We start from the raw sequence: 24,768 nt of genomic DNA, 5'->3' as shown, positions 1-24,768 counted from the left end.
AAGTCGTAGTCATTTCTTCTCCCTGAGGGAGAAGGCCAGGATGAGGGGGATAAATAAGATAATGACTTGCCTGGTGTGTACCCCTCACCCCAACCCTCTCCCTGGGGGAGAGGGAGTTAAAGAGATAGCCAATAGCTAGTGATTATAGCCTTGTCATTACGTACTAGCACCCAAGAGGCCAAATATGATTGATGTCCATAGTCATATCCTGCCCGGTATCGATGATGGCGCACAGACGCTGGAAGAGGCCCTGACGCTATTGCGACTGGCGGTGGACAACGGCGTTACCACCCAGGTGCTGACACCGCATATCCAGCCCGGTCGTTATCTCAATGACCCAGGCAGTCTCCGCAAGGCCTTCGCCGATTTCGAACACATCGTCAGGCAAGAGGGGATCCCGATCAATCTGTTGTTGTCGGCAGAGGTGCGTATTGGCCCTGAGGTCATGGCACTCATGCAGCATGAGGATTTCCCCTGGTTGGGTACATGGGAGGGCCGGCGTGTCTTCCTGCTGGAAATGCCACATAACCACATCCCGCTTGGCAGCCTGAACCTCATCGACTGGCTTATCGACAGGGATATTTTACCCGTTATCGTTCACCCGGAACGTAACCGTGAACTACAACTCGACATGCACAAGCTGATGCCGTTTATCGAGGCGGGTTGTGCGATCCAGCTGACTGCATCGAGCCTGGCGGGGAATTTTGGCCAGAAGGCGAAGACGGTCGCTATAGAGCTGCTCCAGGCCGGACAGGTTTTGTTCATGGCCACCGACTGCCACAATACTGCGTATCGCCCGCCTGATCTGAAAGCAGGACTGATCATGGCAAGCGAACTTATCGGCGAAGTGAAAGCCACTGCACTGGTGAAGGACAACCCCGCGCAGTTATTGAGTCTTGAAATATAAGCCACATGGACGCTTCCTTGCCTGAAACAGCCACTCGATTATCCACACGCCGGTCCTTTGTCGTTATCGCACTGGCGCTGTCTATGCTGTTTGCCGCGTTACTGGCGATGTCATGGGGGGGCGCCGAACTCGTGGTTAAGCAACCACGCTATCTCATGCAACAGTGGGAGCAGGGCAAGCGGGACAAGACGACAGAGGACTGGCAGGCGGCTGTAGAGGCCATGCGCCTGGCACTACGCCTTAATCCTGATAATCCCGATTATAACTATGAGCTGGGCCGTTTATACGCATGGCGTGCATTGGAAAAGCCGCTCTGGACGGAGCATGCCCGCAAGTATCGCGCACAGGCAATAGGCTATTACCGCAAGGCGGTCCGGCAACGACCGGTATGGTCACTTGCCTGGATTCAGCTGGCCATGAATAAAACCCTGAATCAGGAACTGGATGATGAGGCGAAGGCCGCACTTGAACATGCCATCACCTACGGCCCATGGGAGTATGGCGTGCACAGACAGATCATCTGGCTGGGACTGGCGAGCTGGGACCACCTGCCGGCCTCGACACAACAGAAGATAACGGCAGTGATAGAACAGTCGCTCATGACAAAACGCGATATACGTTATATCCATGAGACGGCTGAGCGTTTCATGTGGCAGGAGCAACTCAACGCTATCGTCACTGGCCAGAAGTCAGATAATCAATAAGTATCTATAGCAAACATCCGGGTTGAGCAGGGTATTAGACTTGGGAAAAGTATTTTCTTCTCCTGTCTTGCACTGCTACCCAGGTTGTCCATTTTTGAAGGTGATGATAATCGATACTGAGGTGTGTACTTTACCAGCCAATAGACAGTATGCTGAATGGCTGGGCTGAGTCACTTTTGCGGACCAGGAGCCCCTTTATACCGGCCCGAGAGTCGGTCAACCATCTGTTCGGGGGCGTGTATTTCTTCTGTCAGTGGCTCAGTTGTATCGCTGACGAACAAAGACTGGTGGAGTTCGAGGCAGTCCGGGCAGACATGTAGACCTTCTTTGGTGATGGCCCAGCCTTCAGCGAGGGCGGTAGTGACATCACCCTCATGCCATGCACGCCCATCGGATATGCGTCTGCCGTTGCGGTTAGCCCGTTTGAGGGGACGGCGTTCCTCCACGCACCGGTAACCCTGAGGATTACAGATATCGCAGAATACAAAAGTTCGCAGACTCATGGTGACTCCCCTGATCTCTTCTGTTGATGTGCTCAGAGTGTCTTAATTTTTATTATATGCTCAGCATAAAGCATCATAGCTGGACTAAACACTTATAAAAATACAGGATATTATAGTGGTGTGCCAGCACTCAATGCAGCAGACCGGCATGATGGTTGAACTGCCTGATGGGGTCTGTGATGATGGCTGCCTACGGTGAAGGATTACCCAGGTGTAAAATATGAACCTTCCCCTTCATCGCGGAGAAAAATTACCAAATGATACACAGTGAACGTAAGGCCGCCGTTGATGTGGCGACATTTTCAGTTTTGGCCATTCTGGCGATCAGCCTGCTGTTACAGCACGAGTTTGCCCTGAAACAGTCACTGCTTTTCCTCATTGGTGTCGGTCTGGGCATCAGCCTGCTGCATGCCCTGTTTGGATTTACCGGCGGCTGGCGTTTTTTCATCCGTGATCGCAATAGTGCCGGGGTGCGGGCACAGATCATCTTGCTGATGCTGACCTCACTGGTATTTTTTCCCATTATCGGCAAGGCCATCCCCGGTATTGAGGGCGCGGCGGCCATGGGCCAGGTCGGGGTCTCGGTGCTGGTGGGTGCCTTTCTCTTTGGTATGGGGATGCAACTGGGCGGGGGCTGTGGTTCAGGCACCCTGTTTACCGTTGGCTGGGGGCATGTCGACATGCTGATCACCCTGGCATTCTTTATTGTTGGCGCCACGCTCGGCTCTGCACACCTGCACTGGTGGTTGCAACTGCCTAATATCGGGAAGGTTTCCCTGATAGCGGAACTGGGCTGGCTGCCCGGTTTGTTATTGTCATTGCTGGTCCTGGCGCTGCTGTATGGACTGGTCCGCTACCTGGATATGAAAAAGAACCCTGCGCTAAAGCCCATTGCGGTGACAACTAGCCGATCGTCTATGCAACGACTCGTGTTTGGACCCTGGTCGCTGATGTGGGGGATTGCCGGTTTGTTGATCTTTAACCTGCTGACGATGCTGGTGGCGGGGCACCCCTGGTCAATAACCTTTGCCTTTGGCCTGTGGGGCACCAAGATATGGAGTGCCCTCGGCGGTGATATCACCAGCTGGCAATACTGGGCGAGCGCCTACCCGGCCAGGGCCTTGAACAGCAGCGTACTCGCGGACACCACCTCAATCATGGACTTTGGTGTGATAATCGGTGCCATGCTGGCTGCGGCCCTGGCGGGCAAGTTTGCCCCTGAGGCGAGCATCAATGGCAAGCGCCTGCTGACAGCTATCATCGGTGGTCTGTTACTGGGGTATGGCGCACGCCTAGCATTTGGCTGCAATATCGGCGCAATGCTGGGCGGGATCAGCACGGGCAGCCTGCATGGCTGGTTGTGGTTGTGGGCGGCCTTTGCCGGCGCTATATTGGCCATCTATATCAAGATATGGATGGGTGTGGATAAGCCCATAGGAGATGGCTCCCAATGAAGAGTAAATTGGTCGTAGGTTCAGCCATGGGGCTCGCGGCATTGGCGATTGCCATTGACCATACCCGGCATCAGCTACCCGAGCCGGTGACGCCTGCGCAGGATTACATGGTGATCGAAGAAGAGGGGGGCAGTCCCTGTGGTCTTAACGGGGCACCGTGTGGCCTGCTGAATGAAAGCCCCTGTGGCCTGAATGGCTCACCCTGCGGCCTGTAGTCATACCCGTGCCGGCCGCCGAAGCGCTTATCGAATGTATCCAGGGCTTTGCCGTTGAGGCTAGCAACCCGGTTTTATCCGTGTTGCCGTTGGATCGGCCACTTGAATACCACCATAAGTACCCCGAACCGGTATTCGATTTTAGCAGTGCCGGCCTGAAGGCCTATTACCACTGTCACCCCTCGGTCTCATGTCCCGCGCAGGAACACGGGCACTTCCATATTTTTGTCAGCCTCGGTCCGCAACAGTGGAGCCATATTGCGGGCCTGAGCATGGATAGGCAGGGCCAGCCCCTGCAATGGTTCACCGTTAATCACTGGGTCACGGGTGAAGCGTGGGCAGCGCCGCATGACATTGTTACGGCAGTGGAGCGGTTGTCTGAGCCGGAGGAGCTGAGCCTGACCGAGAAATGGTTATGGCACATGGTGCAGTTCTACTTACCCACGCTGCGTGCTTTACTCGATGCGCGCGAACGGCGATTCGAGGCGCTGTCGCAGCAACGAAACAGTGAAGAAGTGCAGCAGGATCATGAGATTTATCTATTATCCGCCCGAGACATTGATTTACTGCAAGACCTCGAGAGGCAAATTGCCGCCTTGGCCTGATCCGCACTATGACCTGGATCAAAGCCGGGGCGAGAAGCTACTGATATTGTGTGCAAATAATATTATCGGAGAGACATGATGAATATCCTGAATAAAGTCTTTGTTTTACTATGCTTCATGTTCGTGTTTGCCACGGCACAGGCCGGCACCGTACCCGGGCCGCTTGTCGATACGGGCTGGCTAAAGGCGAACAGCAACAAGGTGGTGATCCTTGATGTGCGGAGTAACCTGAAAAGTTTTACCGCCAAGCCGGTATTTAGCAAGGATAAAAAAACCGGCAAGCTGAAACTGGTAAGGGTTGGCGGGCATATCCCCGGTGCACGTCTGGTGAACTACAAGAAACTGCGGACCAAGCGTGATGTCAATGGTGTCGAGATTGAGTCACTGTTACCAGAGAAGAAAGACTTTGAGAGTTTTATCCAGTCCGTGGGTTTAAATGCCGGAGACAGTGTGGTGATCGTCAGTGAGGGTGTGTCAAATGCGGACATGACCAGTGCCACACGACTCTATTGGAGCCTCAAGTACTTCGGTCAGGATGACATGGCCATCCTCGATGGTGGTATGGCCAAGTGGCTGAAAGAGGGGCAGGCCGTGAAAACGGACGCGGCCAGGGTGAAAAAAGGTAACTGGCTCGCGACGGCGGAAAGAACGGAGATTCTTGCCAGCAGCGAAGATGTACGCAGGGCCGTAAAAGACAAAAGCGCACAGCTGATTGACACCCGTCCGGTCTCACAATACCTGGGGACCTACAGGAAGTCCTATGTCTATGCAGACGGGCATATCCCGGGTGCAAAAAACTTCCCCAATGAACTACTCACCGGGCCTGATGGCAATGCGGCATTTACCCCTGCGAGCAGTATTCAAAAGCTTTCCGAGGCACTCGGTATCGATACCAAGGCCGCCGCGATCACCTATTGCAACAGCGGCCACCTGGCCTCCGGCAGCTGGTTTGTTTACAGTGAATTGCTTGGTAACAAGCAGGTCAAGATGTACGACGGCTCGATGCACCAGTGGACCAAGGAAAAGGGCGAGACAGTCATTATGAAGGTTGAGTAGACTTACTTTATTGGCTTAAATTAAAAACGGTCAGAGGGGAATCATCTCTATTATTAGACATGATAACTCTCTGACCTTTTTTATTTCTAGATTGAGCCGCGTTGGGGTACAGCATGTCCTTACGGTGTATTAACCCTGACGACCTCATTACTGCGAGGCTTTATGCCTGAATTTTATCGGCACATACAACATCGAATTATTTACTGCTGCTTGCTTATGCTTGTGGCGACCATATCGGCTCAGGCCGAACCGCAGCGAATAGTTAGCCTGACGCCCCACATCACCGAACTTCTCTATGCAATAGGTGCGGAGCGGCAGCTTATCGCGGTGGTTGAGTATAGTGATTATCCTGATGCGGCAAAAACCTTACCGAGGATCGGCAATGTGTTTCAGCTCGATTGGGAACGTTTGCTCGATATGCATCCTGATCTGGTCATTGGCTGGCAAGACAGTTCACCGCAACATGTCCTCGATCGGATTGAGTCATTGGGACTGAGGCTGGCCCTTGTCAGGTCAAATAAACTGGATTCAATAGCGACTCAACTGCGACAGTTGGGTGATTTGACAGGCAGGACGGTCGAGGCTGACGCTGCAGCAGAGAATTTTCTACAGAAGCTGGCGGCGTTAGAAAAAAAATATAGTGGCCGCCGCCGTGTCAGGGTCTTTTACGAGATTGACCACAAGCCACTCTATACCATTAACAGGGAGGAAATTATTAGTGATGCGATCCGCCTGTGCGGTGGAATTAATATCTTTGCTGAACTGGGGATCCTGGCACCACAGGTCAGTATAGAATCGGTATTACAACGAGCACCGGAGGTGCTTGTGTATTCGGGTACATCGGCTTCGGCAGAAGATGTATTTACTGACTGGAGGCGTTGGCCACAATTAGCGGCAGTGAAAAATGGCCACCTGTACTGGATCGAGCCGGACCTGATGAATCGGGCCACGCCAAGGATGCTGCAAGGGGTAGAGCAATTGTGCGAGGCAGTCGACGCGGCGCGTTAGGTATCGGTGCTGCGCGGGTTGTCCTGAATAATGCTTATAACAGCTGATACTTGACGGGTAGGATCAGATCCATGCTATGGCCATTCAAGAGTGTAATGGCGGTGGGTAGCATTTCAAGTTTATTCAGGCTCTTTATTGCAGCCTTATCAAGCAGTTCATAACCTGAACCCTGCAGTATTCGGATCCGGCTCAAGTGCCCATTGGCCTCGATTCGAAGTCCCAGTCGTACCTGACCTTGCCAGCCACGCCGAACAGCAAGTCTTGGATAGTAGAAGTGCGCATTGAATGCCTTGCGCAACACCACTTCGAGGCGTTGACTATGCCTTGCTACAGAATCGGGCTGTGTGGCGACGGAGTTCGTCTTATTCCTGGCCGACACAGGCGGTGCCTGTGGCTCTTCAAGGGATGTCCTCGCGGGTATGGGTTTCATTTGTGCTGTCTGGCGGACTGCTGGCGTGACCTTCCTGGCCACAGGCAGTGGTGGTTGTTCCGGCTTTGCCGGGGCAGGACTGGTTTGGATAGCCTTGCCGTCAGAGTTTTTATGCGCCGCGTCGTTCTGCTGCACGGCCTGTTTACTTTCCAGTACCAGTAGCGAGACGGTTATGGCCTGGCCGCCTGGCTGGGGAAGTTGCGTTCTTTCAATCGTCGGGCACAGGGCGATAATCATCCCATGTACTGTCAGTGACAGTATCAGAAAAATCATTATTCGCCCTGTGGCTGATCGAGTCATATCAATATGCGTATTGCATGGACAGGCTGATATTGCGTTCAGGTGCGGCATAGAAGGCAATATCGGTTGCGCCGAATGGTGGAATAGCCGGGTTATATGAGGTGGCTGCAAAGTCGCTGTATTTGCGGTCGGTCAGGTTGTTAACACGCAGTGCAGCAAGCCAGTTGTTACGTTGATAACCCAGTTTTATATTGAGTACAGTGTGACCATCAAGCTTGCCAAATGCGTTGGTGATGTCGCCGGCGGCAATCCGGTCACCAATGTATTGGACCTCGGCAAACACGTCCCAGTTTGAATCGATGTCATACGTGGCACTGACATGCGCGGTATTCCTGGCAACAAACGGGATGTCATTGCCTTTGAAGGCGCCCTTGTCGAATTCGGCATCGATGTAACTGTATTGTCCGGACAGGCGGAGCTTGTCCGTAGTCTGCCAGTTGGCCTCTAAAATCAGGCCATCACGAACCGTTGGGTCGAGGTTGATATTGGCAAAATTGACCGTGTCATAATCGATCTCATTGTCGAGCTTGAGACGAAACAGGGTGGCCCTGGCACTGTTGGCATGACGTTTCCATTCCGCTCCTGCTTCGTAGGAAGTGCCGGTCTGGGTCTCCAGTGCATTAACGCCGCCGAGTGTCTGGGTGTGCTCGTCAAGCTTGGCGAAGCGAAAGTTCCCGTCACGTCGGATGAAGGCGCGCCATTCCGGATTGACTTGCAGCGACAGGCCGGCTTCAAAGACGGTCTCGCTGTCATCAATTTCAACCCCATTAATGAATTTGAAGGAGTCAGCCAGGTCATTTTCTACGTTGGCTGCACGTGCGCCAACGATGGCCGTGAGTTTATTGCTGACAGGTATGACAACCTGTCCGTAAAAATTACGAACCTTCTGCTCGTTCGTGGTTGTACCGAAGGCGGTGAGCAAATAGTCGCTATTAATAAAGTCCAGTCCAATCGTAACAAGCGCTTCACCATTGTCGGTATCAAAGCTGCCTATTAGTCGTGGTGTCAGTTCCTCAACCTTACGTTCCTGAACGAAATTAAAACCACTCAAGCGACCGATCACATCAGTATCACGTTGGGTCAACTCTGCCTCAAGCTGCCAATTATTGCTCAGCACGTAGTTAAGTCCGATTCGCGCGCTATCGGTATCGGTGTCGGAAAAATCAGTAGGGAAGCGCGCGGCACGCCGGTCTAGTGCAAAGTCTGCGGCAAACAGGCCGCCAGGCAGCTGCAAGTCCTCATCGATGGTCTGATATTCAAGGAATACCTTGCCGGCGTCAAAGTCATAATCGAGTCGGCCAAGCAGGTTGGTGTAATCGACATCGTTCCTGTCACGGTAATTGTCGGCACTACGTTGAGAAGCACTTATCCGGTAACTCAGGCCATTATCCAGTTTGTTGCTGATCCCTGCAGTTATACTGTTGTTGTTATAACTTGCGGTAGTCAGTTTTACGTGAGCGTGTTCGGCTTCTGGGCTGCGGGTGATGATATTGATGACACCACCGACGGCCTGATCACCAAACAAGGTACCGGCACTGCCCTGAATAATTTCTATACGTTCAATGTCTTTAAGGTGGATGCTGCTGAACTCAGGGGCAGCAAGGTCAGGATTATTCAGGCGACGGCCATCTACAAGCAGCAGGGTATTGGAGCCGGCCGTTGCACCAAATCCGCGTATGCTGACGGTTATGCCTGATCCATCGCCGACCAGGTCACGGACCTGTACGCCACCCTGACCACGGAGAACGTCAGCCAGTGTTGAAGCACCACTGGCTTCAATATCCTGCCTGCTTATGACACTAATGCTTCCCGGTATGGTTGTATTTGTTTGTTCTGACCGTGTTGCACTGACCACAACGGTATCCAGTTGGGTGTTCGTACTGGCTGCGCTGGCAGAATTGGAAATGGCCGCCAGAATGAGACTGGCCAGCAGGGACTGATGAAACTTGGTCATACTTACTCCACGTAACAGGTATATGCTCGCCCGCACATACGCGTATTTAAGCATTGCAGGGGAGTAAGGGAAGGCAAACCAGATAGTAATGCCCGCTATAGTCGCCCGCCGCAACATGTCGCTAGATTGCATCGGGCCGGTCTCCGGGCTTACGAGTGGTTTTTCCAGGTTCATCGCCTTCCCATGCTGTGCACAGTGGCTGTATGACGGACCTTGACTCGATCACCGTTGCGGGGGCAGCGTCGGAATAGATAACACGTTTGGTGCATCGCACCGACTTCCCGTTTCACTCCATAGACAGATATGTCGTTGGAGCACCTAATGCAGGTGTGGCGATAGTAGGGGGAATGGCCAGGCTAGTCAATCGTGGAATTGAGATGTCAGGAAAAATCAATAACTTAGCACTGCCGGGGGCGTAATCAGTTCGGTAAGGCAGTTGGTTAAGGTCTATTCGGGTAACCACGCGGTTCGGCCGTTTGCCTCGAGCCGATGCATGGGGTGGCCATAGAGACGGGAGAGATTCTCTTCGCTGAGTACCTCATTCCTGGGGCCGGCCAGCACCTCGGTATGTTCAAACAGCATCAGTAAGTGGCTGCAATAACGGCTGGCAAGATTAATGTCGTGAAGACTCATGCAGAGACTGTGGCCATGCTTCTGAACATGTTGAATAAGGCGATCAAGCAGACGAATTTGCTGGTGGGGGTCGAGATGATTATGCGGTTCATCCAGCAACCAGAGTTGTGGTGACTGCACGATTAGGCAGGCAAGAGCGAGTCGCTGCTGCTCTCCCCCCGAAAGGGTAAGTACATTGCGTTGTGCCAAGGCCTTGAGGCCAACTATTTCCAGGGCTTGCATCGCCAGGTCCCTGTCAGACGCGGATTCAAATTGCCAGGCGTGCAGATGTGGGTGGCGGCCACTCAGGGCCGTTTCAATGACGGTGCCGGGAAATTCTTCGTGGTGGTCCTGAAACAGGACACCTAACTGCTGAGCAATCGTTCGTCGGCTCAAGGCGGTGAGTGGCTGATCATTGAGCAGGACAGTCCCGGCATTCGGCACGCGTAAACCGGCCAGTGTATGCAGCAGGGTCGTCTTGCCTGAGCCATTCATACCGAGAATGCCCCATACCTCGCCTGCCTGCATCTGCCAGTCAAGCTCGTGGCAGATATGCACGTTGCCAATTTTGATATCGAGTTGTTGCACAGCAAGTCTGTTCATCGTTGCTGGCCACGATAAAGCATGAACAGAAACAGGGGTACACCAATCGCGGCGGTCATTACGCCAACCGGGAGTTGGGTCGGGGCGACAATGGCGCGGGCGAGGGTATCGGCCAGTACCAGCAAGCTGCCACCGAGTAATACCGCGCCAGGAAGTATCCAGCGATGCTGACTCGTGCCGATAAGCAGGCGTAGCAAATGCGGGACGATTAAACCGACAAAGCCAACGGTACCGGCAAGGCTAACGGCAATTGCCGTACTCAGGGCCGCGAGTATATAGATGAGCCACTGACTGTGGCGCAGGTTAACACCGAGTGCCGCCGCCTGCAGATCACCACGTTGCAGGATATCCAGGCGGCGCAGCAATGGCAGACAGAGTAAAAAAATCACGCACAGTGCAACCAGCCCACTCCATGACTGTTGGCTATGAGACAAATCGCCCATTAACCAGTAGAGCATGCCGCGCAGGCGGCTCTGGGGTGCAATCACGAGCAGGAAGCTGATCAGTGCGCCCCAGCCGAACGCCGTCACGACACCGGTTAATAGGAGCCGGTTACTTGTCCAGCTGCCACGACCATGCGCAAGACTGAATACCAGCAGGGTGGATAATAAGGCCCCGACAAAGGCACTGCCGGGCACCCATATCCCGCCAAGACCGGCCAGCAGGGCGAATAGTGCAAAGACGGCCGCGCCACCAGAGGTGCCGAGTATATAGGGGTCTGCAAGCGGGTTACGCAACAGTACCTGCATCAGCACCCCGGCGGTGGCGAGCAGGCCGCCGGCAGCAAATGCACTGGCCGCACGTGGCCAGCGAAGTTGCCAGAGGATATCGTGCCGGGCGGGGTCCGCTTGTTCAAACAGGCCGCTGAATAACTGCTCGAGGGAGTAGTCGACACTGCCAACGGCCATGGCAATCAGCAGGCTGACGGGTGCCAGGAGTAACAATAATAATGTAATGAAGCTGCGCGGCGTGGTCACGGTTGATCGCAGAGTCTGCGCCTAGAGCAGGACGCGCTCAATTCCGCCGTGGTGGATCGTCTCGATGAATTTTTCTTCCCACCCCTCGCCAACACGATTTTTCATCATTTCTACGATGATGTAGTCGGTCTCGAGGCCGGTATCTGCCTCGTAGCGTGACAGACCCTGCTGACAGGCCGGGCAACTGGTGAGCAGCTTGACGGCACCCTGTTTGATCTTATCCTTGCCGGTCAGGTCCTGGATGCCTTGTTGCAATTCGGCCTGTTTGCGAAAGCGTACCTGGGTGGCGATATCTGGGCGGTTGACGGCAAAGGTGCCGGCCTCACCGCAGCAGCGATCGGAGAGTTGTACGGTCTTGCCGAGCAATTCGCTGGCGACCTTGATCGGATTATGCGTCTTCATCGGGCTGTGGCAGGGGTCGTGATACAGATACTGGGTCGTATTGTCAGGATTCTCCAGTGTAATGCCCTGTTCAAGCAGGTATTCGTGGATATCGAGCAGCCGGCAACCGGGAAATATCTTGTCGAACTGGTACTGCAGCAACTGGTCCATGCAGGTGCCGCAGGAAACGATCACGGTTTTGATGTCGAGATAGTTCAGGGTGTTGGCGAGGCGATGGAACAGGACCTGGTTGTCTGTTGATATCTTTTTGCCCTTGGCCGTATCACCGCTGGAGGTCTGCGGGTAGCCACAGCACAGGTAGCCGGGAGGTAATACGGTTTGTGCCCCGGCTTCATACAGCATTGCCAGTGTTGCCAGGCTGATTTGACTGAATAAACGTTCTGAGCCACAGCCAGGGAAATAGAAGACACTTTCCGTGTCATCACTGAGTTTTTTCGGGTCACGCAGGATCGGCACCGTCTTGCTGTCTTCAAGATCGAGCATGGCGCGCATGGTCCGTTTGGGCAAGGTATTCGGCAGGGCCTTATCTGTCAGGTGCACAAGTTGCACGGCTACCGAGGTCCGCTCATGCGTGTGTGTGGGTCGCGCAGGTAGCTTGAAGGGATTAAGTTTCTTAAATAATTTATTGCCCAGACGTTGTGCCGCATAGCCCCAGCGAATCAAGCCGGTATATAAAAACTTTACCGTAGCCGGATCAGTGGCATTCAGATAGGCCATTGAGGCACGCGTGCCGAGACTGGTGCGTTTCTTGCCATGTGCCATGAGAATGGAACGCATACGAACCGAGACGTCACCAAAATCAATATTGACCGGACAGGGTGGTGCGCACTTGTGACAGACCGTACAGTGATCGGCAATGTCATTCATTTCATCGAAATGACGCACAGACAGACCGCGTCGGGTTTGTTCTTCATAGAGGAATGCCTCAATGATCAAGCCGGTGGCCAGGATCTTGTTCCGCGGCGAGTACAGCAGGTTGGCAGCGGGGATGTGTGTAGCACAAACCGGCTTGCACTTGCCGCAACGCAGGCAGTCTTTAATCGCGTTATTCAGATCGCCCAGTTCGCTGGCTTCCAGAATCAGTGCTTCCTGCTGTAGCAGGCGCAGTGACGGGGTATAGGCATTCTCCAGGCCGGAACCTGTTACCAGTTTGCCGCGGTTAAAATAGCCATTTGGGTCAACTTTATTTTTGTATTCAGCAAACTCGTTGACCGCGTCTTTACCGAGAAACTGGAACTTGGTAATGCCGATACCGTGTTCTCCCGAGACAACCCCACCCAGCGCGGTGGCGATGGCCATGATGCGTTCGACGACACGATCTGCCTCGTGCAGCATCTCATAGTCATTCGAGTTAACCGGGATATTCGTGTGCACGTTACCATCGCCGGCATGCATATGTGTGGCGACGAAGACGCGGCTGTTGCGCAACTCGGCATGAATGCTGTCGAGCTTGTCACGTACGGCCTGCATGTCCTGGCCGGCATATATCTCCTTTAATGCCCGCTCAATGATCCGGCGGTAGGAAATGCGCAGGTCGCGGCGCTGCATGAGGCGGAAAAGGCTGTCGTTTTCCTGTATTTTTTCACGTGTCGTCTCGTCGAGTATGTCGAGGTGTTCACTTGCCGGGGCATCGAGATTATCGATAATGCCCTGCCAACAGGTCTTGATCTGCTGCAGATGGGCAATGGCGGCCTGTTTTTTGGCTTCAAGGATGGCTCGGTTTTCGTCGCTGTTGGAATACTCGAGGGCATGATGTGTTTCACGCATCTCGCCGTTAAGGTATTCGAGTACGCTATCGATCATCTTAAGCTTGTTGCTGGTCGATAATTCGATATTAATACGTTCAATACTGTCGTTGTATTCGACCAGTTTAGGCAGGGGGATCACAACGTCTTCGTTGATCTTGAAGGCATTGGTGTGTGCGGCGATCGCGGCGGTGCGTGCACGATCCAGCCAGAAGCGTTTACGGGCCTCGGCACTGACAGCGATAAAGCCTTCTGCATTGCGTGCATTCGCCAGGCGTACGACCTGCGAGGCGGCCCTGGCAACCTGATCTTCATTATCCCCGGCGACATCGACGAGCAATACCATCTTCGGCAAGTCGGCGCGTGGTGCCTTGGTACTGTACTTGACGGCACGTACATAACGTTCGTCAAGGTGTTCCATACCGGTCAGCGTGATGCCATTTTGCTGATCAAGGTAATCCTTGGTTTCAACGATCGCCGGTACGGCACGTTGCAGGTCGGGGTCAAAGAATTCCAGGCAGACGGTGCGAATATGTGCCGGCATTCTGTGCACGATAAAACGTGCCGAGGTAATCAGGCCATCACAACCTTCCTTTTGAATACCGGGCAGGCCATTGAGGGTTTTGTTGGTGACATCCTTACCCAGACCACGCAGGCGAAATACTGCGCCGGGTATTTCCAGTGTCTGCGCCTCACCTTTTGGCGTTTTGCCATTGGCGAGGTAGCGCTGTATACGAAAGCGCACCATTTCCTGCTCATGGATCTTGCCAAGGTTGTGATCGAGACGCTCGACCTCGAGCCAGTCGGCATCGGGGGTGACCATGCGCCAGGAGACGAGGTTGTCGAGCGTCGTGCCCCAGGCCACGGCCTTTTTGCCACCGGCATTCATGGCGATGTTACCGCCGATGGTTGAGGCATCCTGCGAGGTCGGGTCAACGGCAAACACATAACCACTGGCCTCCGCGCATTCACTGACCCGGCGGGTCACCACACCACATTCGCTGTGCACGGTTGCCACCTTGTCAGCAACACCATCGATATTCAGCAATTCCACCTTACCCAGGGCTTCAAGTTTTTCGGTGTTGATGACAACGGCATCGGCAGTCAGCGGCACGGCACCGCCGGTATAACCGGTACCACCACCGCGCGGGATAATGCTCAGGCCGAGTTCGGTACAGGCCTGCACGACGGCCTGAACCTCCTGTTCGGTATCCGGGTTGATGACGACCAGGGGGAATTCCACACGCCAGTCACTGGCATCGGTGACATGTGAGACACGCGCCATTCCGGAGAAGTCGATGTTGTCACGGCGGGTGATGCGGCCGAGTTTTTTGCGAATACGGCTACGGCTGGCCTTTTGTGCATCAAACCAGGCCTCAAAATCACTGATGGCCTGTCGGGTCTTGTTGGCCAGTTGCAGGGCCAGGTCATTGCCATCGGCCCGTGCCACAACCTGGTCGAGGCGGTGGTGCAGGGCATGGGTCAGGGACTGGCGGCGCTTTGGTGTCTCCAGCAGGTCATCCTGGATAAAGGGGTTGCGGGTAATGACCCACATATCGCCCAGGATCTCGAACAGCATACGCGCCGACCGTCCTGTAACACGCTCACCGCGCAGGGTCTCCAGTGCCTGCCACATCTCTTTGCCGAGAAAGCGAATGACGATTTCCCGGTCGGAAAAAGAAGTGTAATTATAGGGTATTTCGCGAATTCGGCTTGTCTGGGTCATAGTTGCGCGTAATGGCCTGAAATGCTGGCAAAGCGTATAAAAACAGGATTTTAGCATGTTTAATGCGCGGCGGCATACGTCAGTGGTATTCGGATTACGGCATCAAAATCCCTGGATTGTAAACAGATGTAATAAGTAAGGTTGTGGGCTGTATATCTATCTGCTTTGCGGACTATAGTTAACAGATAATTAACAAGAGGGGCCGGGAATGGCAAAAATTAAGGTAAATGAGCTGGAGGCGGGTATGCAACTGGCATCCGATGTCCATGACCCGAATGGTCGGTTTTTACTCGGGGAAGGTTGTGAATTGGCCGAAAAACACCTGAAGGCACTCCAGGCCTGGGGGGTATTGACTGTAGATATCGCCGGGGTTGATAGCGTGGAGTCGAAACTGACTCAACAGGTCAGCCCGGAAATACTCGAAAAGCTGCGCTCGGATGTACGTGCACGATTCCGGGAAGGCTTTGAAAAACAGCCATTCATGCAGGAGTTGTTCACGGAAGTCGTTAACTATGAATGCGAGGCATTCAGGCAAGGGAGCAGTGATGCGTCCTGATCCCAAACAAGTTATTGCCAGCATCACCAAGATCGCCTCACTACCGGATGTATGTATCAAATTTAGCGCGGCGTTAAGAGATCCGAAAACATCAAACAGGGAACTGGAAGAGGTTCTGTCTGAGGATGTTGCCATGGCTGCACGAGTTTTACGCATTGCCAACAGCGCCATGTATAGCTTCCCATCACGCGTAGATACTGTTTCACAAGCAGCGACCGTTATTGGTTACAAACAACTGAATGATATTGTACTCGCCTGTTCGATTATTAATATGTTTAAAGGTTTGCCACAAGACGTGGTGGACATGGAATCATTCTGGCGACATAGTATTTCTTGCGCTGTAGCAGCAAGAATTATTGCATCACATCGACGGGTGGCAAATATCGAGCAGTATTTCACTGCGGGTCTTTTACACGATATTGGCCGACTGGTTATTTTTGTTGAATTACCGCATAGGGCTACAGAGATACTCAGCAAAAGTAAAAGAACAAATGCCCCCATGTATAAGCTTGAGCAGGAGGTGCTCGGCTTTGATCATGCAAAGCTTGGCGGAATACTGTTAAAAAGCTGGAAACTTCCCAAACGCCTGGTTGATTCGGTGGCTTATCATCACGCCCCTGCTCGAACGCATGATTATATGGTTGAATCCAGTGTGATTCATGTAGCAGATATTATTTGTCATGCCTTGAAGTATGGTGAAAGCGGTGAAAGATTTGTGCCTGATCTTAGTGAGAGTGCATGGGAGTCTTTGGGTTTATCAATCGATGTGGTTTCGCCAGTGCTTGATCAGGTGAAAATACAGGCTGCTGATGTAGTAAAAAGTATCCTTCAGGACGCTTAGTAAATTATGAGTGATGTCTACAATATAAGCCTTCGATATGTGCCCGATGGAACACTGGAAGTACATGAGTTTCTGTCTGAGGGTGTGGAGGATATTGTATCGCTTAGTGGTGATCTGGCTGCTCTTGATTTCGATGTTGAGAATACCCAGGCGCTTTCCATCATCAAGTCCTATATTCAGCGACTGGGATTGTTCAAAGTATTTGCTTTTTATCTGGTTCCTGATCAACTTAACTTTGAACTGAGCTTTTGTTATCCCGAGTCTGACAGGGCGGAGATTGAGCGGGATGTTAATGAGCATATCGCGCATGGGACCTTTGCGTGGGCATTGAATAACCCCAATCCGACAACAATATATGGCCCGGTATCAGGTTCGCCCCAGGTCATGTTGCCTATTGCTACGCGTCGACGTATACACGGCATGTTTGTTGGCGTAGCGAAAGAAGATAAAAATACAAATGGTATCAGCTTGAATCTGTTAAGGGTGATTTTATCACTAGTGGCAAGCAGATTTGATAATTATGAGTTGACCCGACAAACGAAAAACCAGAATAAGATTTTAGAAGTGCAGGTATTGAAAAGAACCAAAGAACTCGAGCGTGCCAAGGAAAAAGCGGAAGCCGTCAGCAAGGCCAGGTCAGAGTTCCTGGCAAATATGAGTCATGAAATCCGCACACCAATGAATGGTGTTCTGGGTACGCTAGAGCTTTTACGCCAAACTCCGCTGGAAAAGAAACAGCGTCACTACGTAGAGATGGCTTACCAGTCAGGTGATTACTTGCTTAGGCTACTGAATGATATTCTCGATTTGTCAAAATTTGAGGCGGGTAAGATACAACTTGAGAATGTTGAATTTAATCTTCGTTTGGCCGTGAACGGAGTTATAGATATGTTTGCCAATCAGGCGGCATTGGAGGGAATTGAGCTGTATGTTAATTTTTCTGATACCGTTCCTGACTGGGTAAGTGCGGATGATACCCGCTTACTACAGATATTAATTAACCTGGTGGGTAATGCCCTGAAGTTCACAAGCCATGGCTATGTTCATATTAATGTAAGTGTTAAAGACAAAACCGAAAATAATATTATCTTGCTTTTTGAAGTTGAAGATACCGGTATTGGTGTTAGCAGGGAGGCGCAGACACACATATTCAATTCCTTTGAACAGGCTGATAGCTCTACAACACGTCAGTTTGGTGGCACAGGACTCGGTTTGTCCTTGTCGCAACGATTGGTCGGGCTTATGGGGGGCGAAATCGGTGTAGACAGTCGGGAAGGAGAGGGGAGTACATTCTGGTTCACAATTGGGCTTACCGAAGCCGCGTCCCCATCAATTGACTCTGGTGCGGAAGCAACCGCCGGCAGGCAATTGTCAGATATTGATCTGCATGGTCGAGGCCGGATTCTTATTGTTGAGGATAATCCGGTGAATCAATACATCACTAAAGGGATGGTCGAATCATTCGGCTTGCATGCGGATGTCGTTAATCATGGTGGCGAGGTACTGGCTGCACTCGAATCAGGTCCTTTCGACCTCGTCTTGATGGATGTGCACATGCCAGTATTGAATGGCTATGAAGCGACACGATCCTTGCGCAGCTCCTCATTTAAGGAGATACCGGTTATTGCCTTGACTGCCAATGTTATGAAAAGTGATGTGGATGCATGTTATGCCGCCGGCATGGATGATTACCTTGCAAAGCCGATCAATATTGATGTTTTGAAAAATATGCTGGCGAAGTGGTTGGTGAAATCAACTGAACTGGTGGCGGATACGCATGACATTCAAGCTTCAACGACTAATCAACAGCAAACGGGAATTAATCAATCTGTATTGTCCGGCCTGAAATCTTCTGTCGGTGAGGATGTATTACACGATATTTTAATTCTGTTCCTGGATGATTCGCCACAACGCCTTGCCGCTATTCGTAATGCCTTTAAAAATTCAGATCATGAGGCGCTGAGGGCGGCGTCGCATACACTAAAGGGTAGTAGTGGTATGATCGGCGCTGAAAAATTATCCTCAAATTGTGCGAAGCTGGAGGAAATGGCCTATCGATCAGATTTGTGCGAAGCAGAGACATTGCTTGATGATATCGAGGCGGAATTGAATGCTGTTTTCTCTGAAATTGGGCAGATCCAGGCATAAGACCTGTCCCGTTGCTGCTGTATTTACACATTCCACTTATTCATAATCTTCATTTAATGCACGTAAGAAGGCGGAGAGTGGCTTCAGATCCGCTTCAGTCAATAATATTGATTCAATCTCACTAGAGGTATTACGCAATTTCCCGCCACGAGCAATTGCCGATATCTGTAAATAATGCGCCAAAACGTCTTCTATTTTTTCTTTGCTGCCATTGTGCATATAGGGCGCGCTGTGTCCCAGGTCACGCAATAGTGGGGTCTTGAAGGCCGCAATGGCTTTATTCAAGGTTTGTTTATCGGAGCATATAAGCCTGCCACATATATATTTTTTCAATGTGGCCTGTTGTTCGGGCATATTTGGATTGGCGACAATATTCCATACACCGAGGTCGGCGTGACCGGGTGAAGCCTTATTTTCAATACTGTGAAATCTTGTATCAGCTTTTCGCAAGGCATTCCTGACATTTAACACGGGTAATTTCAGTTTCATGAATTCTCCCGCACCATGTAAACGGTCATAATCCGTTTGCGTTATACCGGTATTATGAAAACCATAATCACTGAAACTGGGTGCGATATGGCAGCTTGCGCAGTTGCCCCTGCCAAAGAAGATACGCATGCCCTGCAGTTCCTCTTCAGCGAACGTAAAATTTTGTTTATGTAAGGTCAGTTTTCCGTCTTTCTCAGAGACATAGCTGGCCGTATCAAGTTTTTGTATAGTCTCTTTCAGCCTCAACGTATAGGCCTTATCGGTCTCGCCAGCAACTGGCCTGCGTGGCAAGTTGTTTTTTGCCAGAAAGGCATCATAGGCCGAGCCATTATAATTTCCCGCTACATCACGCGAAAAATCCAGGGAGTTAATATAGGCGGCGACCAACTCTGCGACACGCTCAATAATTTCATTATCGCTGGCACTACTCACATCCATGCGGTATTCATTGGGCAAGACACTGTCATTGACCTTACCCTGCAAGACCCTGCGGTAACTGCCACCGAATTCCCTGGCGAGTTCACCCTTGCCATCATCACTGCGGATGATAGTGGCTATATGTCTGATGGCCTGATCCTTCTCATCCGCCAACCAGCCCATATTGCGGCCGGTAAACGTGGCACGAATCAGTGCGACCAGACTGGGGAATTCACCATCATGGTGGAACACGGCACCTTCCTTCAAACTGACGCCGACCAGGGACTGTGAATTACGCGTGGCTGTGCTGACACCATCCGCACGGACGGGCACAGGGCTACGGCGGGCAAAATCTGCATAGGTGCGCATACCGGCCCCGGCTGTTTCCTTGTGTTCATCTACCATGTGACAACTACGGCAACTCATGTGTTGTCCACGGAAGGCGCCTGGAAGCTGGCCACTGACAGTTTGTGTGTAGCCAAGGGATGGCTCAGCCTTCTCGGGCGTCTGTGCAAAGCCCTGGGCGAAGCGTGTCTCGAGGAACAGCCGTTCCCCGAGTAATTCCTCAGCCGGTACAGCATCGTTGGCCCGGGTGTGTGCACTGACTGAGAATATGACTAGACTTAATATAAACCCCTTCAATTTCAACATCATAAATCTCTTTTTTGCTGTCAGTGGGTGGCCACAAGTAACTCATGTCAAATGATAATAATTCTCATTAACAATATCAAGGTGTGGTGAGATATTTTTCTCAATATTTACTGTTAGGGGTCGAGATATAGAGATAATTAGCCAACAACAGGAGGGCCTCTTATGGCGAGAATTCTGGCAGTGGACGATTCCAGACTGATCAGGGACATGGTCAATACAATATTAAGTGCCGAGGGGCACGAGGTCATTACCGCCGATGACGGCACAGAGGGTCTGGAACGGGCGCGAGATGAGGTCTTCGATCTGGTTCTGAGTGATATCAATATGCCGAATATGAATGGCATTAGTATGATCAGTAAGATGCGTCGCTTACCGGGTTATGAATTCACACCGATTGTTATGGTAACGACCGAAGACGCGGACTATCGGAAAAACAAGGCACGTAACTTTGGTGCCACGGGCTGGTTGGTTAAACCCTTTACCCCGGAGCGTCTCATTAATGCGGTGAGCAAGCTAACTAACTGATTTATTGATTTACAGTCGGTATTGAAGAATCTGTGGCTACTCCCTGGCCGCATTTTCTTTTATCATCAAATATATGGCCGATTTGTATACAGTTACGGCACCGCTGCTGGTGCATTTCCCGGATAAGACCTTTCATTTGGTTGTGGATATATTCCCTCACCCGGAGGGTCTCATTTACTTTGAACCCCACTGGTTTGAGAGAGGCCCGACTGCTGCGCACATGTTGCATGGGGACTTGCAGGGTGATGGGCCATGGAAGGTCGGTGATAGCATTATTCGTTTACTGAGTTGTGGTGATAATGCGCTTTCCATGCAATGGAATGACTGGCAACAGTATCTGTCCGGCCTGGATGCAGCGGCAAGCCCTTATCACGATGATGAAGTAAGGAAAATGTTTGCGCGTAAACTAGGCGCGAGTGTCTAGACGAGCTCATGCGTGACCTCTACCTGGTGGATGCCAGCATCTATATATTTCGTGCCTGGTTTTCCATGCCAGACTCTATACGCGATAATAAGGGACAACCTCTGAATGCGGTTTATGGTTATGTGCATTTTCTTTGTCAGCTGCTGGAACAACAATCTCCTGAATATATAGCGGTGGCATTTGATGAAAGCCTGAAATCATCATTCAGGAACAAAATCTACCCGGACTATAAAGCAAATCGGGAGGCTGCTCCCCCTGAGTTAAAACGTCAATTCCGGTTATGTCGAGAAATAAGTGATTTAATGGGTTTGTCTACTTATGCCAGTAAGACTCATGAGGCTGACGATATTATCGGTACGATTAGTAAAAAAATGCGGCGTAGTGATTTTCGCAGCATCATTGTTTCGGCAGACAAAGACTTAACTCAGTTATTGGTAAAGGGCGATCGTTACTGGGATTTTGCCCGCGACAAGTGGTATTTGCATGGTGATATACGAAAACATTTTGGTGTGCACTCTGAACAGGTTGTTGATTTTCTCGCGCTTGCCGGCGACAGTGTAGATAACATTCCGGGCGTGCCGGGAATAGGTAAAAAGACGGCTATAAGTCTGCTGGAAAAATATCAAAGCCTGGATCACCTCTACCGGTCGGTTGAGACAGTGTCGGATAGTGACTTGCGTGGTGCAATGCGCATACAAGGGCTTTTACAGGAACACCGGGAGCAGGCCATGCTCTCGCGGAAGCTGGCGAGCATTGCCTGTAATGCCCCGGTCAGCTTTGGTGTGCGTTCACTTAAAAGAAAGACAGTTGATGTGGATGCACTCGGCCGGTTTTTTAGCCGGCGAGGCTTTGGTCATAAATTACTGGCACGTATTGAGGCGGTCGTTAAAGGTCAAGCTGTTCGATAACTGCACGCGATAATTTCTCCTGCTGTGCTTCGTTCAGCATATTGCCACTACCGTCGCTGATGTAAAACATATCTTCGGCACGTGCGCCAAAAGTGGTAATACGGGCATTATGTAAACGAATGTTATTATTTTGCAGTATTTCTCCGATCTGTGCCAACAGCCCCGGCCGGTCAGCGCTAATGACCTCCATGATTGTTTCCTGTGTGCGGGCGTCAGTATGAAAGTTGACTTCAGTGCTGACATCAAAATGTTTGTGTTGTCGGGGTGCTCTGCGGGTAATGTTAATGCTGCGCGGCTCGTCACGGCTGAGCGCAGTCGTGAGGGCCTTTTCGATCTCGGCCATGCGCATGCCGGCTTCGATGCGGGTACCGTCCTGCTCCAGGACAATATAGGAATCAAACGAATGCTGCTTCTTTGAGCGGATGATGCGGGCATCTACAATGCTCAATCCCAGCTGATCGAGGACCGAAGTAATGGCGGCAAACAGGCCCTTACGAGTGTCGGTATAAATAAATATCTCACTGCCGCCATACTCCAGTGCATCATGGATGGTAATGATCGGCAGAGGTTTTTCACCATACGCAATAATGGTCAGGGCGTGGTTGACGATTTCGTTTATGGAGTATCGCAGGAAGTACTCCTGGCTGAGTTCTTCCCATAAGGCGAGGACATCTTCTTTTGTCACTTTGTTGGCAATGGTCTCTATGGCCTGAGAGCGGATTTCCTCTACCCGGGCATCATCATCTATGCTGGCAATACGCTTACGCAGGGCCTTGCGGGTATTATCATACAATTCGCGCAACAGGCTGCCCTTCCAGCTATTCCAGACATCCGGGCTGGTTGCACGCATATCGGCTACGGTCAGTAAATAAAGATAATCCAGGTGGTCACGGTTACCAACGGTATCGGCAAAGTGGTTGATAACATCAGGGTCACTGATGTCCTGACGTTGTGAGACACGTGACATGAGCAGATGTTGATTCACCAACCAGGCGACGGTATTGGTATCATACTCACTCAGCCCATGCTGACGGCAGAATTGAATGGCATCTTCTGCCCCTAGTTCGGAATGATCACCACCCCGGCCCTTGGCTATATCATGAAACAGGCCCGCCAGGTAAAGTAATTCCGGTTTCGGAATTCGACGAATGATTTCACTACAATGTGGGAGTTCGTGACTGAATTCCTCAACGGTCATACGTCGCAGATTGCGGACTACGAAGAGGGTGTGTTCATCTACAGTATAGACATGAAAGAGATCATACTGCATTTGCCCGACGACTTTGGCAAACATGGGCAGGTAGGCACCGAGGATGCCGTACTTGTGCATGCGTCGGAGTTCGTGGGTGATCCCCTGTGGCTGACGAATGATTTCCATAAACAGGCTGCGGCAACGCAGGTCTTTGCGAAAGCCATCATCAATCAGGTAGTGATGTGCACGGATAAGACGAATCGTTTCCGCACGGACACCCTTGAGCTCAGGGTGCTGTTCCAGTAATAAAAATATCTCGAGCAGGGCAAAGGGATAACGTTTAAAAATATTTTCATTAACGACTTCGATAAAGCCCTTGCGTGATTGAAAACGCTTATTAATGGCAACAGGTTGACCTGGTTCGTCTGCATAAAGAATGGCTTCCTGAAAGAGTTGCAAGAGCATTTCATTGAGACGACTGAGCTCGGCAACACTGCGATAGTATTGCTTCATAAACTTTTCTACGCCTAACTGTTGGTCATCATCCTTGTAGCCAAGCTGTTCCGCGATTTCGCGTTGATAATCAAACAGCAGGCGATCTTCGCGGCGGTGAGTCAGGAAGTGCAGGGCAAAACGTATGCGCCAAAGGAACTCCTGATTCTGCATGAGCAGCACGTATTCGTCTTCTGTAAGAAAATCATGTTTAATAAGGTCGTGCAGGGTATTTGCACCAAAGTGCCGTTTTGCGACCCAGCCGATCATTTGAATATCACGTAAACCGCCCGGACCTTCCTTGATGTTGGGTTCAAGATTGTAGGCAGTATCATCAAACTTGTTATGACGCTCAATTTGTTCCTGCCATTTAGCCGCAAAGAAATCACGGCTAGGCCAGATGTGTTGTTGATCGACGACGACACACATGTTGTCGAATAATTCTGGTGAGCCGAAGAGTAAACGAGCCTCCATAAGGTTGGTGGCTATAGTAATATCGGCCTTGGCCTGTTCAATACAGTCGGCAATAGAACGAACACTATGCCCGACCTCAAGACCAATATCCCAGAGCAGGGTCAGAAAGGCGCTGAGTTCTTTGTGCCAAGGCGAGTCATCATTGCCCGGTAACAGAATCATGATATCGATATCTGAGCCTGGGTGCAGTTCAGAGCGGCCATAGCCGCCAACGGCGATGAGGGCCGGCACATCAGCTTGTTTGCTCTGGCTAACGTATTGCCGCCAGGCATGTTGCAGAACACCATCGATATTGTCGGCACGTAGTTTTGCCAGCTCGGCGGCCTTGATGCCTTGTTTGAATTGCTCGTATTGTTGCTGTGTGGCTTCCTTCAGGAATTTTTTATACAGACCTAAGCGTTCAGGGCCATTGCTGGCTTCCAAAGCATCAAGTTGTTGCTTATTCATGGG

Annotated in this window: 21 protein-coding genes and 1 riboswitch; of the genes, 13 read left to right on the top strand and 8 right to left on the bottom strand. The window is 51.4% G+C overall.

Features of this window, described 5'->3' with window-relative positions; genetic code table 11:
* Positions 1-184 precede the first annotated feature (184 nt).
* The gene (locus tag EL386_RS09415) at positions 185-907 is read left to right on the top strand and encodes a tyrosine-protein phosphatase (RefSeq protein WP_126455609.1); all 723 of its coding nucleotides are present in this window, start codon (positions 185-187) and stop codon (positions 905-907) included.
* 17 nt (positions 908-924) lie between these two features.
* The gene (locus EL386_RS09410; protein ID WP_126455607.1) at positions 925-1,611 is read left to right on the top strand and encodes a hypothetical protein; all 687 of its coding nucleotides are present in this window, start codon (positions 925-927) and stop codon (positions 1,609-1,611) included.
* Between the two features lie 170 nt (positions 1,612-1,781).
* On the opposite strand, the gene EL386_RS09405 is transcribed toward EL386_RS09410, so the two are convergent.
* Complete coding sequence (locus tag EL386_RS09405) at positions 1,782-2,114, bottom strand: hypothetical protein (RefSeq protein ID WP_126455605.1); 333 nt, start codon at positions 2,112-2,114, stop codon at positions 1,782-1,784.
* Between the two features lie 257 nt (positions 2,115-2,371).
* Here EL386_RS09405 and EL386_RS09400 point away from each other — a divergent pair, with 257 nt between their 5' ends.
* The 5 genes from EL386_RS09400 (at position 2,372) to EL386_RS09380 (ending at position 6,452) form a co-directional block, all read left to right on the top strand.
* The gene (locus EL386_RS09400) at positions 2,372-3,568 is read left to right on the top strand and encodes a YeeE/YedE family protein (RefSeq protein ID WP_126455603.1); all 1,197 of its coding nucleotides are present in this window, start codon (positions 2,372-2,374) and stop codon (positions 3,566-3,568) included.
* Entirely contained in the window at positions 3,565-3,783 is a 219-nt protein-coding gene (locus EL386_RS09395; RefSeq protein ID WP_126455601.1) for a hypothetical protein, read from the top strand. The genes EL386_RS09400 and EL386_RS09395 overlap by 4 nt, the downstream gene beginning before the upstream one ends.
* Positions 3,784-3,791: 8 nt before the next feature.
* Positions 3,792-4,388, top strand: a complete 597-nt coding sequence (locus EL386_RS09390) for a DUF6969 family protein (RefSeq protein WP_126455599.1) — start codon at positions 3,792-3,794, stop codon at positions 4,386-4,388.
* A 75-nt stretch (positions 4,389-4,463) separates the two neighbouring features.
* Positions 4,464-5,444, top strand: a complete 981-nt coding sequence (locus EL386_RS09385; protein WP_126455597.1) for a sulfurtransferase — start codon at positions 4,464-4,466, stop codon at positions 5,442-5,444.
* A gap of 222 nt (positions 5,445-5,666) precedes the next feature.
* Entirely contained in the window at positions 5,667-6,452 is a 786-nt protein-coding gene (locus tag EL386_RS09380) for a cobalamin-binding protein (protein WP_172597691.1), read from the top strand.
* Positions 6,453-6,486: 34 nt separating this feature from the next.
* Here EL386_RS09380 and EL386_RS09375 read toward each other — a convergent pair whose 3' ends face one another.
* From EL386_RS09375 to EL386_RS09355, 5 genes are all read right to left on the bottom strand, one after another.
* Entirely contained in the window at positions 6,487-7,155 is a 669-nt protein-coding gene (locus tag EL386_RS09375) for an energy transducer TonB (protein ID WP_172597690.1), read from the bottom strand.
* A gap of 28 nt (positions 7,156-7,183) precedes the next feature.
* Entirely contained in the window at positions 7,184-9,136 is a 1,953-nt protein-coding gene (locus tag EL386_RS09370; protein ID WP_172597689.1) for a TonB-dependent receptor family protein, read from the bottom strand.
* A gap of 117 nt (positions 9,137-9,253) precedes the next feature.
* A riboswitch (cobalamin riboswitch) is annotated at positions 9,254-9,473 on the bottom strand.
* 110 nt (positions 9,474-9,583) lie between these two features.
* Entirely contained in the window at positions 9,584-10,351 is a 768-nt protein-coding gene (locus EL386_RS09365) for an ABC transporter ATP-binding protein (RefSeq protein ID WP_126455589.1), read from the bottom strand.
* Positions 10,348-11,328, bottom strand: coding sequence for a FecCD family ABC transporter permease (locus tag EL386_RS09360; protein WP_126455587.1), 981 nt, complete (start codon positions 11,326-11,328; stop codon positions 10,348-10,350). The genes EL386_RS09365 and EL386_RS09360 overlap by 4 nt, the downstream gene beginning before the upstream one ends.
* A 21-nt stretch (positions 11,329-11,349) precedes the next feature.
* The gene (locus EL386_RS09355; protein WP_126455585.1) at positions 11,350-15,201 is read right to left on the bottom strand and encodes a DUF3683 domain-containing protein; all 3,852 of its coding nucleotides are present in this window, start codon (positions 15,199-15,201) and stop codon (positions 11,350-11,352) included.
* A gap of 208 nt (positions 15,202-15,409) precedes the next feature.
* Here EL386_RS09355 and EL386_RS09350 point away from each other — a divergent pair, with 208 nt between their 5' ends.
* The 3 genes from EL386_RS09350 to EL386_RS09340 are packed head-to-tail and all read left to right on the top strand — an operon-like array spanning position 15,410 to position 18,746.
* Entirely contained in the window at positions 15,410-15,757 is a 348-nt protein-coding gene (locus EL386_RS09350; RefSeq protein WP_126455582.1) for a hypothetical protein, read from the top strand.
* Positions 15,747-16,598 carry an HDOD domain-containing protein gene (locus EL386_RS09345; protein WP_172597688.1) on the top strand — a complete coding sequence of 284 codons (852 nt, stop codon included), beginning with the start codon at positions 15,747-15,749 and terminating at the stop codon, positions 16,596-16,598. The genes EL386_RS09350 and EL386_RS09345 overlap by 11 nt, the downstream gene beginning before the upstream one ends.
* A gap of 6 nt (positions 16,599-16,604) precedes the next feature.
* Entirely contained in the window at positions 16,605-18,746 is a 2,142-nt protein-coding gene (locus EL386_RS09340) for an ATP-binding protein (RefSeq protein WP_126455578.1), read from the top strand.
* A gap of 36 nt (positions 18,747-18,782) precedes the next feature.
* Here EL386_RS09340 and EL386_RS09335 read toward each other — a convergent pair whose 3' ends face one another.
* Positions 18,783-20,306, bottom strand: a complete 1,524-nt coding sequence (locus EL386_RS09335) for a cytochrome-c peroxidase (RefSeq protein ID WP_126455576.1) — start codon at positions 20,304-20,306, stop codon at positions 18,783-18,785.
* Between the two features lie 159 nt (positions 20,307-20,465).
* Here EL386_RS09335 and EL386_RS09330 point away from each other — a divergent pair, with 159 nt between their 5' ends.
* The 3 genes from EL386_RS09330 to EL386_RS09320 all read left to right on the top strand — a co-directional run bounded on the left by EL386_RS09330 (position 20,466) and on the right by EL386_RS09320 (position 22,160).
* On the top strand, positions 20,466-20,828 hold the full coding sequence (locus EL386_RS09330) for a response regulator (protein WP_126455574.1): 363 nt from the start codon (positions 20,466-20,468) through the stop codon (positions 20,826-20,828).
* 73 nt (positions 20,829-20,901) lie between these two features.
* Positions 20,902-21,252, top strand: a complete 351-nt coding sequence (locus tag EL386_RS09325; RefSeq protein WP_126455572.1) for a hypothetical protein — start codon at positions 20,902-20,904, stop codon at positions 21,250-21,252.
* A 26-nt stretch (positions 21,253-21,278) separates the two neighbouring features.
* Positions 21,279-22,160, top strand: a complete 882-nt coding sequence (locus EL386_RS09320) for a 5'-3' exonuclease (RefSeq protein ID WP_172597687.1) — start codon at positions 21,279-21,281, stop codon at positions 22,158-22,160.
* Here EL386_RS09320 and glnD read toward each other — a convergent pair.
* A complete protein-coding gene (gene glnD, locus EL386_RS09315) occupies positions 22,138-24,765 on the bottom strand; it encodes a [protein-PII] uridylyltransferase (protein ID WP_197722047.1) in 2,628 nt (875 codons plus the stop codon). The genes EL386_RS09320 and glnD overlap by 23 nt on opposite strands.
* Positions 24,766-24,768: the final 3 nt, after the last annotated feature.

It is taken from the genome of Sulfuriflexus mobilis (assembly GCF_003967195.1).
Taxonomy (GTDB): domain Bacteria; phylum Pseudomonadota; class Gammaproteobacteria; order AKS1; family AKS1; genus Sulfuriflexus; species Sulfuriflexus mobilis.
This window is presented reverse-complemented; position numbering and strand designations above follow the sequence as displayed.

What these genes read in the sequence shown, in the direction of transcription:
- EL386_RS09340 (WP_126455578.1), top strand. Translation starts at nt 16,605, where the DNA reads ATGAGTGATGTCTACAATATAAGCCTTCGATATGTGCCCGATGGAACA.
- EL386_RS09395 (WP_126455601.1), top strand. Translation starts at nt 3,565, where the DNA reads ATGAAGAGTAAATTGGTCGTAGGTTCAGCCATGGGGCTCGCGGCATTG.
- EL386_RS09400 (WP_126455603.1), top strand. Translation starts at nt 2,372, where the DNA reads ATGATACACAGTGAACGTAAGGCCGCCGTTGATGTGGCGACATTTTCA.
- EL386_RS09330 (WP_126455574.1), top strand. Translation starts at nt 20,466, where the DNA reads ATGGCGAGAATTCTGGCAGTGGACGATTCCAGACTGATCAGGGACATG.
- EL386_RS09415 (WP_126455609.1), top strand. Translation starts at nt 185, where the DNA reads ATGATTGATGTCCATAGTCATATCCTGCCCGGTATCGATGATGGCGCA.
- EL386_RS09345 (WP_172597688.1), top strand. Translation starts at nt 15,747, where the DNA reads ATGCGTCCTGATCCCAAACAAGTTATTGCCAGCATCACCAAGATCGCC.
- EL386_RS09335 (WP_126455576.1), bottom strand. Translation starts at nt 20,306, where the DNA reads ATGATGTTGAAATTGAAGGGGTTTATATTAAGTCTAGTCATATTCTCA.
- EL386_RS09385 (WP_126455597.1), top strand. Translation starts at nt 4,464, where the DNA reads ATGATGAATATCCTGAATAAAGTCTTTGTTTTACTATGCTTCATGTTC.
- EL386_RS09365 (WP_126455589.1), bottom strand. Translation starts at nt 10,351, where the DNA reads ATGAACAGACTTGCTGTGCAACAACTCGATATCAAAATTGGCAACGTG.
- EL386_RS09325 (WP_126455572.1), top strand. Translation starts at nt 20,902, where the DNA reads ATGGCCGATTTGTATACAGTTACGGCACCGCTGCTGGTGCATTTCCCG.
- EL386_RS09375 (WP_172597690.1), bottom strand. Translation starts at nt 7,155, where the DNA reads ATGATTTTTCTGATACTGTCACTGACAGTACATGGGATGATTATCGCC.
- glnD (WP_197722047.1), bottom strand. Translation starts at nt 24,765, where the DNA reads ATGAATAAGCAACAACTTGATGCTTTGGAAGCCAGCAATGGCCCTGAA.
- EL386_RS09350 (WP_126455582.1), top strand. Translation starts at nt 15,410, where the DNA reads ATGGCAAAAATTAAGGTAAATGAGCTGGAGGCGGGTATGCAACTGGCA.
- EL386_RS09355 (WP_126455585.1), bottom strand. Translation starts at nt 15,201, where the DNA reads ATGACCCAGACAAGCCGAATTCGCGAAATACCCTATAATTACACTTCT.
- EL386_RS09370 (WP_172597689.1), bottom strand. Translation starts at nt 9,136, where the DNA reads ATGACCAAGTTTCATCAGTCCCTGCTGGCCAGTCTCATTCTGGCGGCC.
- EL386_RS09405 (WP_126455605.1), bottom strand. Translation starts at nt 2,114, where the DNA reads ATGAGTCTGCGAACTTTTGTATTCTGCGATATCTGTAATCCTCAGGGT.